Raw genomic sequence first — 15,401 nt, forward strand, 5'->3', positions numbered from 1 at the left:
GCGAGCCCGGTCAGGAGGGAATAGAGGTGCGATTTCCGCCCAGAGGGCGTCGGGCAGCAGCTTCTTGGCCATCCCTCACGGTCAACCAAACATGGTTAACAAAGGGTTTTGTTAGGGCCTCTTATGCTGTCCGCGATCGTGATGACGGCTTGCGAGCCGTCGGACGCCGTCAGCCGCAAGTGGTAGTCGGTGCTCATGTGCGAATCCTCAGAATAAGATGATGATTGTTCTGCCGCGCAGGAGCAGTGAACCACGCGCTATTTTCGTGCGCCTAGGCTTGCGGTGAGCCGCTGTTCTTCCTTGGCGCGTTATTGTACGCCTTGGTGCCCAGATAGGTGGCGTGGCTGAGCAGAAGCACCGAGGTGAATGACGATCCGGGATCGGGAAGGCTGGCGACGCCTGTGATGAGCGACACTGGGCCGATCGCCGCGAGTTGCGCGCCGAGCATCGCGAAATAACCCATCACCAAGACAACTGTGAGCACGACGTTTTGCAGTCGGGAAAGATCGACCGTGTCGGCGTCGCCGACCTGCTCTCCAAAAAATATATCCGTAATAGAGGCTTTCATAGGGTCTGAACGCGCCTCGAGCGCCGAGTTGCTCACCTCATGAACGCTTGTGCGAGCGGAGAAATCGGTCGTATCTGGCGCGAAGCCGAACACTGACGTGATCAGCGATTGAGGGCTCTGCGCGACGCCGGCGGGGTTCGCCTTCAAGATCACAGCAGAGAGCATTGGCGAGGCGAACGCTATGCCGAGCGCGGCGGCGACGGGCCACGGCATCGACGGAAACGTGGCGGCGCCGCCGAGGCCGATGTTGACAAGGGCGATCGTCGCGAAGCCGCCGAGCGCGACGACCGTCCACAGCGTCACCTGCGCGCGCGCCAGAGACACGCGATTGCGCTCGTCGATCCAGATTCCGGCGAGCCGCCCTTTCATGCCAAGGCCGAGCGCCGCGGCGAGCCCCGCGATCCCGAGCGTGATCAGAAGGAATTGCGTCAGCGCCGTCATCGCATTGGCCGGGGCGCGAAATCCAAACCACTTCGTGACCGTGGCCTCGATCGCGCTCCTTACGACCGGCGGCGCGACGCCGGCGCTCGCCATGCTGCGAAAGACAAGCTCGCACGACGCCCGGACGGCGTCCTGGGCCGCCTTGTCGCCCGCCTCGTCCGACTCGGGTTGCGCCCGCAGGACGCCTCCCGGCGCGACGCACGTCTCGATAAGCGACGCCACCATGCCGACTTTGGGGCCGAACGCGCCCGTGCCGCTCTCGCGGTTGGACGCGACATAGACGCCCTTGTCGTCGACGAGAAAGGCGCATGCGGTTGGCTTGACTCCGGGAAACGAATTTTGGCCGGCGAGGCAATTGGCCTCGAGGGCGCGGACGATCCTGCCCTGAAACGCGCTATCGACGATATTTTCACGCGGGAAGCCCGCCTTGAGCCCGGTCAGGATGCTCCATGCGCCGCCGAAAAGAAAAATCACGGCGGCGGCGATCCCGACGAGCCAGGCGATCCTGCGGACATTTGGCGGGACCTGCCAGCGGCGCACCAGCGAACCGGTTGAGGTGTAGCCTGACGTCAGGCCGAGCCGGTCGGGCGACGGCGGATCCACAAGCTCGAACAGTCTAAAAACGCGCCCTGCGGCGTCGACGAAATCGCCTGTCGGCCGCGCGCCGGGGCTGAAGATCCACGCCGGGCCGTCCGAAAGCGGGCGACCTTCTGCGTCGACGCGGCAAAGAGCAGCCTGTAGAGGGAGCGGCGTCGGACTTGAGTAGCGCCCCTCGACAACAGCTCCGATCGCGTCCTGCATGCGCGCATAGGCGGCGGCGCTTGGCGCCTCGACCGTCGCGCCGGCGTTCTTCATCTGGTCAAGCTGTCCGCGCTCACGCGCCTTGATGGCCAGATAGGCGACGACCGACCACAGCCGATCTTGCGTCGCCGCCTGTTGCGAGCCCTGAGGCGCCAGGCCTCGCGTCTCGCCCCAGACATAGGGTGAAAGTACGGCGACGTCGTCATTCGCCATGGCGGACTTCCCCGGGAAAAGTTGTGTGGCGCAATCTTAAAAAAAAAATCTTCGGCCTCTAGCCAGAGTTGATGATGTATGATGCAATAGGAATTGCAATTGAAAAATGATCGCTGTGGGGAACGCCTTCATATATCGACGCTTTAGGCATTGACGCTTCCGGCGTTTTCAGCGCGTGCGTCGCAGCATGCGCGACATAAGTTTGTTGTCCGACGCATGGCTCGCCTGCCGTCCTTTGGCATTGGCGACGTCATTTTGAGCATCTATTGATTTCAGGACAGGAGGCGGCGACGAGCAGCACACGCTTCCGCGCTTTCAGCGGCGACGTTCAGGGCCAGCCCTGGACATTGTTCGTCAGCGGTGAGTTCACCGCCTCCGCGGAGGAGGCCGGAAAGATTTTCGTGGCGGACGCGAACGGCGTCCGTCTCGGAGCGTCCGTTTTCACAGCCCGGTCCATTTCCGTTGAGGTCGGCGCCGCTGATCCACATGTCGTGCGGCTTGCGGCGTCCTTCGCCGCCCCGATCGAAATTCCCGGCGGCCTGCTCAACGGGCCAGACGGCGACGCGTTCCGCTCGTTCGGCGACATCAACAGCGACCTGGGCGTGGCGGCCAATACGCTCCGGACGCAGTTTCTGGCGCTTGTCGACGAATGGAGACGGCGTTTCCTGACGGTTGAATGCGGCGCCACGGGAGCCGTCTTCCTCGGTCTTCAAGCGCCGTTCGGCGCAGGCCGCGCGTTCATCGGCGGCCATCTCCTTCTCGAACTCTACCGCGTCGACGCGCATAGTCTGACGCTCGTCGACGCGCATGGACGCGTCGAAGTCGGCGTGCGCGCGCAAGTCGCCGTCGCAGGCCTCACTCGCTCCATCGCGCTGGTCTGCACGCTGGAGGCCACGGCCGGTGCCGCATTGCGGATCGATCTCGACGATCTCAACGTCAGCCTGCCCGAATTCACCCTTCCCTCGCTCGATCTTTCCACGCTTCATCTGCTCGACATGCCAGCGTTGTCCGCGCGCGCGGGCGCGTTCTCCGGATTGTCCGGAGCGGCGCAGATTTCGGCGCGTTTCGTTCAGGTGTCGGCGGGAGCGCCCGCAAAGCTGGCCATTCGCGTGAACTGGGGAGCGATCGAATGGGCGCTCGTCGACACCGCCTTCGTCGACGCCGACTGGGGCAACCTCGCCCCTAAGCTCGCGAAATTTAACGCGACGATATCGCAAGACGCTGCGACCGTCGTGGCGACGATCAACGACATCACGCTCGCGCAGGCCGGCGCACAATCGGTCTTCCAAGCCGCGCTCGTCGTCGGCGCCCATGCGCCGATCAAGGCAGGCAAGCGCCGCCTCGGTCCGCTGGAGATCGCATGGGACGACGCGCAGCTCGAAGCCGTCGCCTCCGCCGGCAGGCAGCAAATCTCGACGAAGGTGAGCTTTCAGCGGCTGACGCTGCGCGCCCATGACGATCCCGACGCCGTCCTCGCTTTCGCTGGCGAGGTCTTCCTGTCGCCGGCCGGCGCGTCGATGGCCGGCCTGCGGCTCGTCGAGCCCTATCCGATCGAACTGGTCAGGAACGTCGCGACGGAGATCGCGCAAGGCGCCGCGCCGATCGCGTCCGCCGTATTCGGCTTCGCCGCCGCGACGGCGGAGCAGCTCGCGCGACTGCTCGGCATCCTCGGGAAAATGGCGACCGCGGCGGCGCGGTCCGCGGTCATCGTCGGCGAAGCCGCTGGCGACGCCGGCGAGGCCGCCCTCAACGACGCCGGGCGCCTCCTCGACAAGGCGCTGCACGGCGTCGCCGAGCTCGTCACGGCGTTGGTGGGAAAGCTCGATGCGCTCACGGCGGCCGCGCAGGACTGCATCGTCGAGGTTCGCTTCTCGACCACGCCGTTCACCTGACGATCAGCGACCTCGACATCGCCTTCGTCAAGGACGGAGGATACCACTTCTATTATCTCGTGACGGGCTCGCTGCGCTTTTCGCCGAAGTCGGGCGAGTTCGAGGATGGCCTGCTCAAATTTCTCGACGGGGTGGAGCTCAACCTCGAACGCGCGCCGCTCTCCGCCGACCCGCGCGTGCTGCTCAAGCACATCTTCTTCCAGAAGGCGCTCAACCCGAAGAAATCGTTCAACCTGTTCAACCTGTTCGACTTCGAGATCAGGGGCTTCGGCTACCATCCCGCGTCGCCGAAATTTGACGGCGCCCCGCCCGCGGTCAACATCTCCGGGCAGATCAAATTCGTCGAAATCGGCGACGTGATGCAGCCGAAGATCGACTTCCACGGGCTGTGGATCGCGCCGCCGGCCAAGGGCAAGACGCTGCCGCGCATCAAGGCCGACGGGCTTGGCGTCGACCTCAATCTCAAGGGGTCGATCCACGTGCGCGGCGCGGTGCTCGCCGTCGATCCCGGCACGACGGTCGAAGGCGGGGATCTCGCGCCCAAAGGATATCAGGCCTACGGCTTTCTCGGCGAGGGCGAGCTCGCGATTCCCGGCTGGGGCGATCTCGCCGCGAGCCTCGGCTTCCTCGAGATCGAGCGCAAGGAAAATCCCGGCGCGCGACGCAAATCCTTCTTTTTCTATGCGGAGCAACGACAGATCGCGGTCGAGATTCCGGCGGTCATATGGACCTTCTACCTGCGTGACGTCGGCTTCGGTTTCGGCTTCCGCTACACGCTGGAGGCGCTGCGCGCCGCCGACGACGCGCCCTCGATCCCGAAACTGATCGCCGCCCTCGACGATGTCTCGAAGCGCTCGGGCGACCTGCACAAATTCTCCGCCTGGCGTCCCGAAGCGGACGGCGACAGGGTGACGCTCGCGCTCAAGGGCGCGATCCAGGCCTACCCGGCGAGCAAGACCTGGAACGAGAAGGAAGAACGAGAGGCCGAAAATCCGTTCCTATTCGATCTCGTCGCCGCCATTCGTTCGGATTTCACGCTGTTTATGGGCCTTAGAGGCTGGCTCGGCGTCAATTACATCGACTATCTCAACGACAAGGACGGCCTGCGTTCCAATCCCGGCCTGCGCGGCTACCTCTACATCTCCGCCCCGCACAAGCGCCTACGCCCTGCTGCTGCCGCGCGAGCCGACGCAGGTCGGGCAAGCGAACGATGTGGATGCGGATGCGACGCGCGCAGGCTTTTACGCCGCGCCGACGAAATTCACGGCGACCGGCGATCGAGACGAAAGCGTCGCCTATCACGTCCTGCGCCCGACGCAGGACCTTTCCCTTCCCAACACCAAAATCTGGGCGCCGACCGGCGCCGCCGCCGGCTTCGCCGCTCTTCAGTTTGTCGAACAGCCCGACCACACCCTGGCCCATGAATGCAGGGTGCGCTGGAGCGCCGAAGTCGAAGCCGAGCAGCGGCAACAGGACTTCACCCTCGCCGTCCTGTTCGACGAGTGCTTTCTGACGGACACGGAATGGGTGAACGCCACGACGCGCAAGACGACCGCCTGGACGGAGCCCGCCGCCCGCAGCCACGCCGCCGCCGCGCCGGTCGCCGGATCGACCGAGCAGGAACGCGTCGCCGCGCGCGACACGGCGCAGCGCGCGCGGCTCGCGAGCGAGCAGGCGAACCCCTTTGTTGAGGCCGTCCATCAGGCCCGCTCGACGGTCCTGGCGGCCTTCGTCGACCAGTTCGTCGCGGTCTGCGAGAACGGATTGCCGCAGCGCCCGGCGAAGGCTCATGTGTCCGATCTCGGCCTCCTGTTCTACGGTCCGGTTGAAGAGCTTGAGAAGCTCGAGCGCGTTAACGTCGAAAAGCAGGATTACTCGACCGGCGCGCCGCTGGCCCAGACGGGCGGCGTACGCATCCTCAATCCGCGCGAGACCTGGTTCGACATGGTCGATCCGATCCTCGCCGCGGGCCGCTCGACATTCGCTCCGGACGGCGTGAAGCTCGACTGGATCCTGCAGCGGCCCTGGTCGGGCGCCGGCGAGCAGGATGCGCCGGGCTTCGAGCATGTCCTGCATCACTACGAGATCCTGCGCACGATCGAGGGACATGAGTTCGAGCCGCGCATGATCAAGGTCAAGCCGGCTTCGACGATCGGCGAATGCGACAACGGGAAAGTCCGACTCATTCATCCCGAGTGGCAGTTCGTCGACGATCTCGCCGATCTTTCGGCCGAATACCGCCGCGCGCTGCTTCCGGTCAGCGACGAGGCGCAGGCGCTGCAGGCGGCGATCGACTGGGATCGCCTCATCAAGCAGGATAGCGTCACCTTGACCTATTCGGTCACGCCGGTGGACGTCGCCGGCGCGCGGGGCCTGCCGAAGAGCTTCCTCGTCGAGCGGAACAGGCCGAACGTCCCGGTGCGTCCGGCCGAGGCGGAGTTGCGTTTCATCGTCTCGCGGATGGGCGACGCCGACGCGAAGCCGCATACGCAGGCCGGGCGGCCAAAGAACGCGCCGAACCAGCCGGCGCTATGCGTGATGATGGCGCTGCGCGATCCCTTCCGGTCGAACGACATCCTCAAAAATCTGACAGTCGACTACGCCGTCGCGCGCAACTACCTTCTGTTCGCCGATCCCGAAGACATCCGCCCCTCCGGCCACTACGGCTCCGACGGGCTGACCGACCGCCGTCTCGGGCCGCCGTCCGGCGTCGTTCCAAGCGCCGACGAAATCTGCTGGATCGTGAACTTCGCCGACGGCGACACGAAGCTGTTTGACGACATGCGCGACAACGGCAAGCTGGTGGACAATCCATCCGTCGCGTGGATCGAACCGGACCGCGACGCGCTGGAGAAATTTCCGATGTGGCGGCGCCTCGCCGGCGACGTCGGCGCCGTGCAACGCGCCGGGCTGATGGCGGTCCACCCGCCGTCCCGCAAGGACGCGTCGCCGTCGGCGGACGACTTCCTCGATTCCCTGTGGAGCCGCGACGGCGGGAATCGCCGCATCGCCACAAGGTTCTCGCTGCAGACGGCCCACATGATCTATGACGTGCGCAATCCGAAGCAGCCGAAGCTGGTCGCGACATCCTTTTCCAAACGCACGCCCGTGGCGATCGAGGTGCGGATCGAGCGCGCGGCGCGCTGGGATGCGAAGGGAAATTCGAAGCCGCTCGACTCGAGCACGGAAATTTCCCTGATGCGCCCGGAGGCGTTCGAATGGCCCGTGCATCTCGACCTGCCGCCGCACATCTCCGGCCAGGTGCGCGCCGAGTCCGGCTTCGCGCGCTTCAAGGTCCCGCCGGCGGCGGGCGCAAGCCTCGCGGATCTGCTAAACGGTGCGAATACCGTTCTGGTGCGCGATCCTGAACGGCGCGTGCTCACCCAGATCGCCTTCGCGGCGGGAGCGACGCTCGGGCCGAAATGCGCCACCGGCGTCGATGCGGTTCACGCCTCGTCGATCGCCGGTTACGACCTGCACGAACTCGACCTCGACGATCTGGCGCGCCTCGACACGACCGGCGCCGGGCTCGGCAGGGACGCGAAGAGCTGGCGGCGGGCTCGCCGCGTCGCGCGGATCGAGCGCGTGTCGCCGCAGATGGCCCGCCTGACGCCGGACAACAACCGCGACTGGCAGGGATGGCAGGCGCATTATCCAAGCGAAACGTGGCGGCTCCTCAATCGCGGCGCCGGGCGGCAGGGACAGTCGCAGCCGATCAGGGCGCCGTGGTATTCCGCCGCCGAATCGACCTTGCGCTTCGCCGAGCGCGCGCCGCGGCTTCGCCTGCTGCCGACCGCGCCGGAAGGCGCCGTCGCCGACCTCATGCGCGAGGGCGCGCCGAGCCTGCTGAAATGCACGCTGAGCCTGCCGGGCGCGGCGCCCGACGCCGACGCGGTGCAACTCGCCTATTTAGAGCTTGGACGTTTTGGCGCGCTCGCTGCGGACCTCGCCGTCATTGACACGCCGAAAGGCAAGATGTTCGGCCTTTCCGGCTGGGACGCCGCCAAGGCGCCGTTGACGCCCGCGCTGATTCGCGCCGCGCTGTTGCGTCTGGGGTGGACCCCGACGAAGACGATCAAGGACCGCTTCGCCGACAATCCCGGCGCGCTGGACGGTGCCGTGCTGACGATCGAGGGGTTCGCCTGCAAAAGGAACTGGAAAGGAGAAACCCAGCGCGACGGAAATAACCAGCTGGAGTTGCGCAGCACCGGCGTCGCGTCCGAGACGCTGACGTTCGGAACGTTCCGCCACGGTCTTCTCGAGGAGGTTCTCGGCGAACTCGAATACGCCGCCGCCGCCGACGACGACAATACGCTTTCGGCGCTTTACCGGCGGTATGTCGTGACCGCGCAATCTGTTCTCCCGAGCGACTCGCAGGATCTCGCGAGATTTCTCGCCTCGACGAGCCCGGAGAAGGATCCTTACGGCTGGGCCGCGCTGCAGCAGCTCGGACTCGCGACGACGCTCAGGCTCTATGACCGCGACGAGGATTGTTTTGTCTCGGCGCGCGACCTCCTGAGGCGGATCGAGCCGGCGTTGCGCAATGCGTTCAAGCGCTATGTCGAGGCGTACGGGTGGGCAAGGGAATGGCCGCCGATCATCGAGGTTCTGCTGAAGCCGACGCGCGACCGCGTCGCCGGGCCGTTCGACGCCGTGCAGCAGCCGGACGGATCCGAGCCGGAAAGCGGCGCGGTCGACCTCGACGACGATGCGCTGGCGATGGCGCAGATTTCGTTGCGTCCGCAGGCGGCGCCCGTATGGACCTATCAGCGCGTCGAGGCGAAATGGACGAAGGGCGACTGGCCGGCGCCAAGATTCGCGAGCCCTTCCGGCGAAAAGACCCTGGCCATTCTTGGCTATGAGCTGTGTTTCTCGACGCCGCCGGAGGACAAGCCCCCCTACGAGGCGTTGCGTGTCGCCGACGGGCGCCTCATCGTGGCGGGGACGGCGAGCATGCCGGCGATCAGCTGGCCGCGGGGCGCGATCGACGATCCGAAGGCCGATCCGGGCCTCGTTTTCTACATCCGCTCGATGGGCGGTTTCGACGTCGGTCCGTTCAAGCAGTTCAAAATGAAGGCGAGGATCGCCGTCGAGACGCGCGGCGCCGCGCCGGCGCAAGCGGGCGCCGAACAGACACCGGTCAAGCGCGACGAGAAGATTGTCGAATTCGCGGAGCTGAAGGACGCGATCAAGGACGTGACAGGCGCCGCGCCGGACGGCTTTCCGGACACGCCGGAGGCCGTCGCGTCGGCGCCATCGCCACGACCCAGACCGGCTGGCGAAGGCGCGAGCCCCTCGCCCTACGGACTTTTCAAGGAGATCGACGCGCTCCACTGGTCGGCCGTCGCGGCGACGCCCGAGGACCCCAACAGGGATACGCCCGCGGCGCCGTTCCTGTCGCTGTGGCGCAATCTGCGCCATGCGCTTCCGAAATTCGACTGGCCGCCGCAGCCGGCCTCCGGGGCGCCGAGCACGCCTACCTCTGCGGATTACGCCAAGGTCATGGGAACCTATCTCGCCTGGTCGCAGCGCATGCTCGACCATGGCCCGATCGAGCGCAAAATCGACGCTCAGGCGGGAGCGGGCGAGCCTGCGATCCCCTTCGCCCTCGCCGCGCCGATCAAGGCGCATCCCTGGCAGCTCGCGGCGGATTCGCGCGGCATGATCGCGCTGTCCTTCCTGCATGCCGACCGCTGGGCGCATGCGCGCGCCTACGCCGTCCGTCCGACGCCGCGCTACCAGAATCTCGCGCTCGGCGCCGGCTATTTCGCCGACCCGCAGGACAGCGAACGTCTCGTGACGCCTTCGCTCATGAACGGCGAAGATTTCAAGGCCGAGGTCGACATTGGCTATGCGCTGGCCGTCTCCTCCCGCACGGAGAAGATCGAGCCGCCCGTCATTCTCGGCTCGTCGCTCACGCCCGAAGGCGCCTGGAGCCTCGTGCTGGCGCGTCACGGCGAGGAATCGCTGGCGTTCTCGAACCGTCCGCTGTTCGCCCGGCTCGAAACGCAGGGCGTGGCGCTCGCCTTCGTCCGCCAGCACCGCGAACCTGCATGGCCCGGAAAACTGAAGTCAGCAGGCGGCGCCGCGTGGCCGGACGCGGTCCTCCATCCGACGCGCGAGGTCGTCGCGCCGGCGGCGCCCGCCCGCAACAGCGAGATCGACGGCGCGACGTTGCGTGATTTGGCCCGGCGACATCCCTCGCTGTGGAAGGGCGCCGACGTCAGGATCATCGATCCGCTGCCGCCGCATTATCGGGTTACGGCGCTGGCGGTCGCGCGGGCCGGCGTCGTCGTCTCCAGCGTCGTGTCGGCGACGCACGATCCGCGGCGCTTCGACCTCAAAAACCGCGACGCCCTGCTCGGCCAGCCGGAAATCGCGATCCGGCGCGTTCAGGGCGCAGATTATGTGCTCGCGCTTCAGAAGGTCCGGCTCGTCTCCTACGCCGATGTGACGCCGGACAACGCCGCCGCCTGGATCGGAACGGGCGAGGCGCCCGTCGACGACATCGCCTGGTGGCCCGATCCCGGCGTCAGATACACGCTGCTGCGCGAGGGCGCCGGCGGCCCGACGCCCTATCAGGAGGAGGACGCCGTCATCGACCTCGCCGCGGGCGAGGAGGCGACCGCGCCCGTCGTGCTGCGCTGCCGCGGGACGCGGTTCGACGCGGCGGCGACGCTTGCGACGATCGCCGCGTCGCAAGGCCAGTGGGAGCGGCGGGCGGGGCTGCCCTGCCGGAACTTCCAGCTCGACCTTCCCCTCGCGCCGCGCAAGGACGGCCCGATCGATCCGAAAGCCGCTCAATGGGCGCGCATGCCGAGCGCCACGGACAATGAACGCAAGGCGTTCAATTCTCACGCCGACGGAAAATTCGCCGCCATTTGCGCCGAGCGCAATGTCTCCATCAAGGTGCAGTTCGACGACGGCATGGACGCGGCGCAGGCCAGGACACGCCTCGACGACGCCGCTCGAGCGCTGAGCGACGCCGCGGACGCATTACATGCGGCCGGCAAACACGCCTTCGACAACGACGCCGAGGCGTGGTCCGCAGCGCTCCGCGCCGCGGCGGCCGCGCTCAAGGCCGAGGCGGCGGGCTTGACGGCGCCGCCGACCCTGCCCGATCTTGGTCGCACCCGCCCCGTGGTCGTCGCGCTGCGCGACGCGGGCGCCAACCTGCCCGCCGTTGGCGCGCCCGGCGATGGCGCGCCGAAGCTCGTGACGATCGAGGCCGGCGCCGCAAACGGCGTCGACGCCCTTGTGGTGTTTGGCCTGCCGGAAGACGGCGAAGCGACGAGCGTGCTGGACGCCCATCCTTTCTCGAAGCCAGGCGGAGCGTTCTGGCGACTGTCGCGCGAACGGCTCATGGGCGCGGCGTCGAAGTTCAGGCTGCGCGCCGTCGATGGACGCAACGCCGCGACATTTGTCGGCGGCCCGGATGCGCGCAGGCTCGACGCGGTCGGTGAAATTACGGTCGACGTCAAATCGCCGCCGTGGACCGAATACGCCTCCGGAGGACAGTGATGGCTGCGACCGAGCTGCGCAAGATCACCCTCAACGGCGGGCCGCTGGCCAACTCGACGCAGGGCGCGCCGGCGTTCTTGTGGACCCTTTCGGCCGCCTCTCCCCATTTCGGCGTGGGCTACGCCCACGACGCCACGGACGCGCGCGACGGCGTCACGGCGGATCATGTTCACCCGCTGCGCGTGCTTGCGGTCGATGCTCCGCGCAAGGGCGAAGCCGCGGGCCCCGACTGGAGACGGCCGCGGCTGCTCGACGTCCATCTTCTCGTCGGCGCCCAGCAGAAAAAATATGGCGAGCGCGATGGAGACAAAGACGGCCTGACCATCGCGCTCAAGGGCGCCGCGTTGATCCCCGCGAATTACGGGAAGGGCCTCAGAACGCTGGTCGAAGCGGACGACGGCGCCGAATCGAAGGCGCCGTTCGTGCGCGTCGTCGCCGAGCCGACGCCAGACGGCGAAGGCGACGGGCAATGGCCGCCTTTCACCACGGCCGACGCGATCCTGGTTCCCCCCATGCGGCTCGTCGCCGGACGGGTTGGCCTGCAGGTCTATTTTTCCAAGCCTACGCCGGCGAAGCCCGACCCGCTCGGCTGGCTGCGGCGCCTGAACATCGACGGCGGCGAGAAGCCCGATGGCGTCGGCCGGCTATGGCTCGTTCCAGACGGCGTCGAATTTTTCGCGCGCCTGCCCTTTCCCGGGCGTGCGCAAAACGCCGGAAACCTCGTCGGCCGCGTTCTGCTCGCGCGACGGCGACGATTATTATCTGACGCTCATTTCCGCCGGAACGGCGGAGGCGGAGGCGCAGTGGCTGAAGGCCTGGCGCGCCATCATTCCGGGCGATCAGCAGAGTGAACGTCTGGCTGGACTGCGGATCGAGGGGCAGAGAAACGGCCGTATTCCGGCGTTCCGCTGGCGCGTCGACCTCGGCGCCGCCAGCCCCGCCGCGCTCGGCGACATGGAGATCCCCAAGGAGGCGCTGCGCATCGAGCTGGTCAGCCCCTCGGAAAGCGGCGAGACCGACGGCGTCGCGCCGCTCGATGCGGGCTGGGTCACGGCGAGGGCCGAAGGCGGCGGCGTTTCCCTCGCGTTCCTCGCTCTCTCCGGCGCGGACGATCCGGCTTGTGCGACAGACAAGTTCAGCGCGCCGTCGGCGCTGCGCATAGGCGTTTAGTCCGGCTACGTGACAGCACGTCTTTTTCGTCACCACAGAGGGATGTGCTATAGGCCAGAGTCGTCAGAGGAGCGCCAAGGCCACGCGCGCGCTTCGAGCGGAGCTACAGCGATCGCCATCCTAGGATCGACTAAGATCAGTTGTTGGAGGACGGTAATATGAATTTCGCAGTTAGCGCAAAAGGCGGCGGCAAGCGCATTAGGGTGAACGATCGAATCGGCGGCGTCCAAGCGTTCAATCAATTCTTAGACCCGGGCCAAGTGGCGACTGTGGAGGTTGCAACCAACGATGGCTCGACTGGAGACGTCGATATCTTCGCACAGATGAGGGCTGACTCGCCTTGGACTATCATAAACGAGAATTACTCAGTAAGAGTCGGCGAAACAGTCGATGTCGATGACGTCTAGGTGTTTGATCCCGGGTTTTGATGGTGCGATCTTTTCGTCTGAATGGAAGGATGCGCTATGGGCCGGGTTCTGCACGGATGCGCCGCCACGACGGCGGCGGTGCGTCGAGCGATACAGAATAGTCAAGAGAGCCTGAGGGCGCTGGCCAAGCGTTACGGGATCAACCAGAAAACCGTCGTCAAATGGAAGAAGCGGACCTCGGCGGCCGATCTGCCGACCGGGCCGAAAGAGCCCAGATCGACCGTCCTTTCAGCGGAAGAGGAGGCGATCGTCGTCGCCTTCCGCAAGCATACGCTGCTGCCGCTCGACGATTGCCTTTACGCGCTGCAGCCGACGATTCCGCATCTTTCTCGCTCGTCGCTGCATCGCTGCTTGCAACGCCACGGGATTTCGAGGCTGCCCGACGTCGGGGGCGACAGGCCGGCGAAGAAGAAATTCAAGGTCACTCCGATCGGATTCTTCCACATCGACATCGCCGAGGTCCCGACCGCCGAAGGCAAGCTCTATCTCTTCGTCGCCATTGATCGAACGAGCAAATTCGCCTTCGCAGAACTCCACGCCAAAGCGACGACCCGCATCGCGGCCGATTTTCTGCGCGCCGTGATCGACGCTGCGCCCTACGAGATTCATACGGCGCTGACCGACAACGGCGTCCACTTCACCGACCCCGGGGGCGGCGCCTGGAGCCCCGCCGAGATCCGCCTGCGCTCTCGCCGACGTCGATCATCGGCTGACCAGACCAAAGCATCCATGGACCAACGGCCAGGTCGAGCGGATGAACCGAACGATCAAGGACGCCACCGTCAAACGCTTCCACTATCACAGCCACGTACAACTCCAGCGGCATCTCGCTTGCTCCGCTCCCCAACCTTGGATCGCCGGCGGCTGGAGTTTTCCGGCTCTGATCACGATGACGGGCTGGGTGCGCCACCGGGATTATGCAGGTCGATCGGGACGTTGTATCCGATCGCGCTGTGGGGTCTGACCTCGTTGTAGTCTCTTCGCCAAGTCTCCAGCTTTTCGCGGGCGTCGGCAAGATCCATAAACCAGTGGGCGTTCAGGCATTCCGTCCTGAGCTTGCTGTTGAACGCCTCGATGAAGCCATTGTCAGTCGGCTTGCCGGGCCGTGAGAAGTCCAGGGTTACGGCATTGGCATAGGCCCACAGATCGAGGTCGCGGCTGATGAACTCGCTGCCGTTGTCGACCCGGATCGTCTGCGGATATACGCCCACAGCTTGCCGCGAAGCTCGTCGTCCACATGCGCGATGGCGTCGCCTGGCTTTGGACGCTCGCCGATCAGCTCAAGCCAATAAGAGAACAGCGCCTCGAAATCGTTCCGCGCGATCACGCCGTTTCTGATCAAAGTCTCGATGCGCTCGAGGCGGGTCAGAAAGCGGTCGAAAAGGCGTCTGATCTGCACTTCGACCGGGTTGAAAGCCCCCTCTTCGCTCGATCGTTCGTTTGCGCGCCCACAGCGATCGCCATGATGATCGAGCGCGGCGAGCAGAATGTGCCGGTTCACTCTCTCCACGGCGTCGGTCTGTTGCAGGTTGCGCATCGGGATCGTTCCGCCACTATAGTCGATCAGGCGCAGGACGATCTCGACATCGGGGTCGGTGACCAGCACCTCGAGCTCGTCGGCGGCCTTGATCGCCTGCTCACGGCAGCGCGCGCGGGCGGCGCTGAAGCTGTTGACACGATATTGGTAGAGGCCAAAGGCGAAGCCCGCCGACGCGACCATTGCGCCGAGCCATCCTGTCACGTCGTCCGACATGGTCCCCTCCCTCGACCACCCAACGCGCTTTCCCGGTTCCACGCGGTCAAAGCGTTACTGCACAACCGCCGGAGTTCGTTGCCCTAACGAAATTCGCCCGCACACAAGGTGTAGTATATACGGTTAGCCATCAAGCGCTATCACGGCCGCGATAACGCTCCGGCTGAATAAACTCATCCAGTTTTTCCGGAAGATAGGTCTGTCCGTTTCTGTCCGACTTCACGACGGTGACGCATTTGTCGTCAAATTCGGCCCGGGGGCGGACGAGCGTCCAGACGAAGCTCGCGCGCCGCCGCATCATGGCGCGCCGGAAGCTGCGCGCCGGCTCGACAAGATCGACGCGTGAGGGAAGCGGCGATTGCGCGTGAAGCGGAGCCGCCAGCCGCCAGGCCTCCGCTTCGCCGCCGCGCGCCTCCCGCTTCGTGCGCAACAGCGCGGCGTAGAGCGCCGGAGGCGGCTCGATGACCGCCTCGTCGATGAGGGTGAAGTTAAGAGGCCCTAACAAAACCCTTTGTTAACCATGTTTGGTTGACCGTGAGGGATGGCCAAGAAGCTGCTGCCCGACGCCCTCTGGGCGGAAATCGCACCTCTATTCCCTCCTGACCGGGCTCGCC

At 65.9% G+C, this 15,401-nt stretch carries 8 protein-coding genes and 2 pseudogenes; 5 read left to right on the forward strand and 5 right to left on the reverse strand.

All coding sequences use genetic code 11. The features are described from left to right. Window positions 1-271: 271 nt before the first annotated feature. Together ACE3OG_RS16250 and ACE3OG_RS16255 are read right to left on the reverse strand one after the other, a co-directional pair. Complete coding sequence (locus ACE3OG_RS16250; protein ID WP_374310548.1) at window positions 272-1,810, reverse strand: hypothetical protein; 1,539 nt, start codon at window positions 1,808-1,810, stop codon at window positions 272-274. Window positions 1,811-2,295: 485 nt separating this feature from the next. Then, entirely contained in the window at window positions 2,296-2,862 is a 567-nt protein-coding gene (locus ACE3OG_RS16255; RefSeq protein WP_374310550.1) for a hypothetical protein, read from the reverse strand. Here ACE3OG_RS16255 and ACE3OG_RS16260 point away from each other — a divergent pair. From ACE3OG_RS16260 to ACE3OG_RS16280, 5 genes and pseudogenes are all read left to right on the forward strand, one after another. After that, window positions 2,851-3,915, forward strand: coding sequence for a hypothetical protein (locus tag ACE3OG_RS16260; protein ID WP_374310552.1), 1,065 nt, complete (start codon window positions 2,851-2,853; stop codon window positions 3,913-3,915). The genes ACE3OG_RS16255 and ACE3OG_RS16260 overlap by 12 nt on opposite strands. Before the next feature lie 1,212 nt (window positions 3,916-5,127). Next, window positions 5,128-11,436, forward strand: a complete 6,309-nt coding sequence (locus tag ACE3OG_RS16265; protein ID WP_374310554.1) for a hypothetical protein — start codon at window positions 5,128-5,130, stop codon at window positions 11,434-11,436. Beyond that, window positions 11,436-12,287, forward strand: coding sequence for a hypothetical protein (locus ACE3OG_RS16270; protein WP_374310556.1), 852 nt, complete (start codon window positions 11,436-11,438; stop codon window positions 12,285-12,287). Before ACE3OG_RS16265 ends, ACE3OG_RS16270 begins: the two co-directional genes overlap by 1 nt. Before the next feature lie 103 nt (window positions 12,288-12,390). After that, the gene (locus ACE3OG_RS16275) at window positions 12,391-12,606 is read left to right on the forward strand and encodes a hypothetical protein (protein WP_374310558.1); all 216 of its coding nucleotides are present in this window, start codon (window positions 12,391-12,393) and stop codon (window positions 12,604-12,606) included. 464 nt (window positions 12,607-13,070) lie between these two features. After that, window positions 13,071-13,863: pseudogene (locus tag ACE3OG_RS16280) on the forward strand (IS481 family transposase); the annotation flags it as partial. 55 nt (window positions 13,864-13,918) lie between these two features. Here the strand turns inward: ACE3OG_RS16280 and ACE3OG_RS16285 are convergent. The 3 genes and pseudogenes from ACE3OG_RS16285 to ACE3OG_RS16295 form a co-directional block, all read right to left on the reverse strand. Continuing rightward, window positions 13,919-14,236, reverse strand: a pseudogene (locus tag ACE3OG_RS16285) (integrase core domain-containing protein); the annotation flags it as partial. Continuing rightward, window positions 14,155-14,787 (reverse strand): hypothetical protein, encoded by a 633-nt coding sequence (locus ACE3OG_RS16290; protein ID WP_374310560.1) that lies wholly within the window; start codon window positions 14,785-14,787, stop codon window positions 14,155-14,157. The gene ACE3OG_RS16290 and the pseudogene ACE3OG_RS16285, both read right to left, overlap by 82 nt. A gap of 130 nt (window positions 14,788-14,917) precedes the next feature. Continuing rightward, complete coding sequence (locus tag ACE3OG_RS16295; RefSeq protein WP_374310562.1) at window positions 14,918-15,217, reverse strand: hypothetical protein; 300 nt, start codon at window positions 15,215-15,217, stop codon at window positions 14,918-14,920. Window positions 15,218-15,401 lie beyond the last annotated feature (184 nt).

The sequence above is a fragment of the Methylocella sp. genome, assembly GCF_041905455.1.
In the GTDB taxonomy this organism is placed as follows: Bacteria; Pseudomonadota; Alphaproteobacteria; order Rhizobiales; family Beijerinckiaceae; genus Methylocapsa.

Coding starts and splice junctions, on each gene's coding strand:
- ACE3OG_RS16250 (WP_374310548.1), bottom strand. CDS start 1,810: ATGCAGGACGCGATCGGAGCTGTTGTCGAGGGGCGCTACTCAAGTCCG.
- ACE3OG_RS16270 (WP_374310556.1), top strand. CDS start 11,436: ATGGCTGCGACCGAGCTGCGCAAGATCACCCTCAACGGCGGGCCGCTG.
- ACE3OG_RS16275 (WP_374310558.1), top strand. CDS start 12,391: ATGGAGATCCCCAAGGAGGCGCTGCGCATCGAGCTGGTCAGCCCCTCG.
- ACE3OG_RS16290 (WP_374310560.1), bottom strand. CDS start 14,787: ATGTCGGACGACGTGACAGGATGGCTCGGCGCAATGGTCGCGTCGGCG.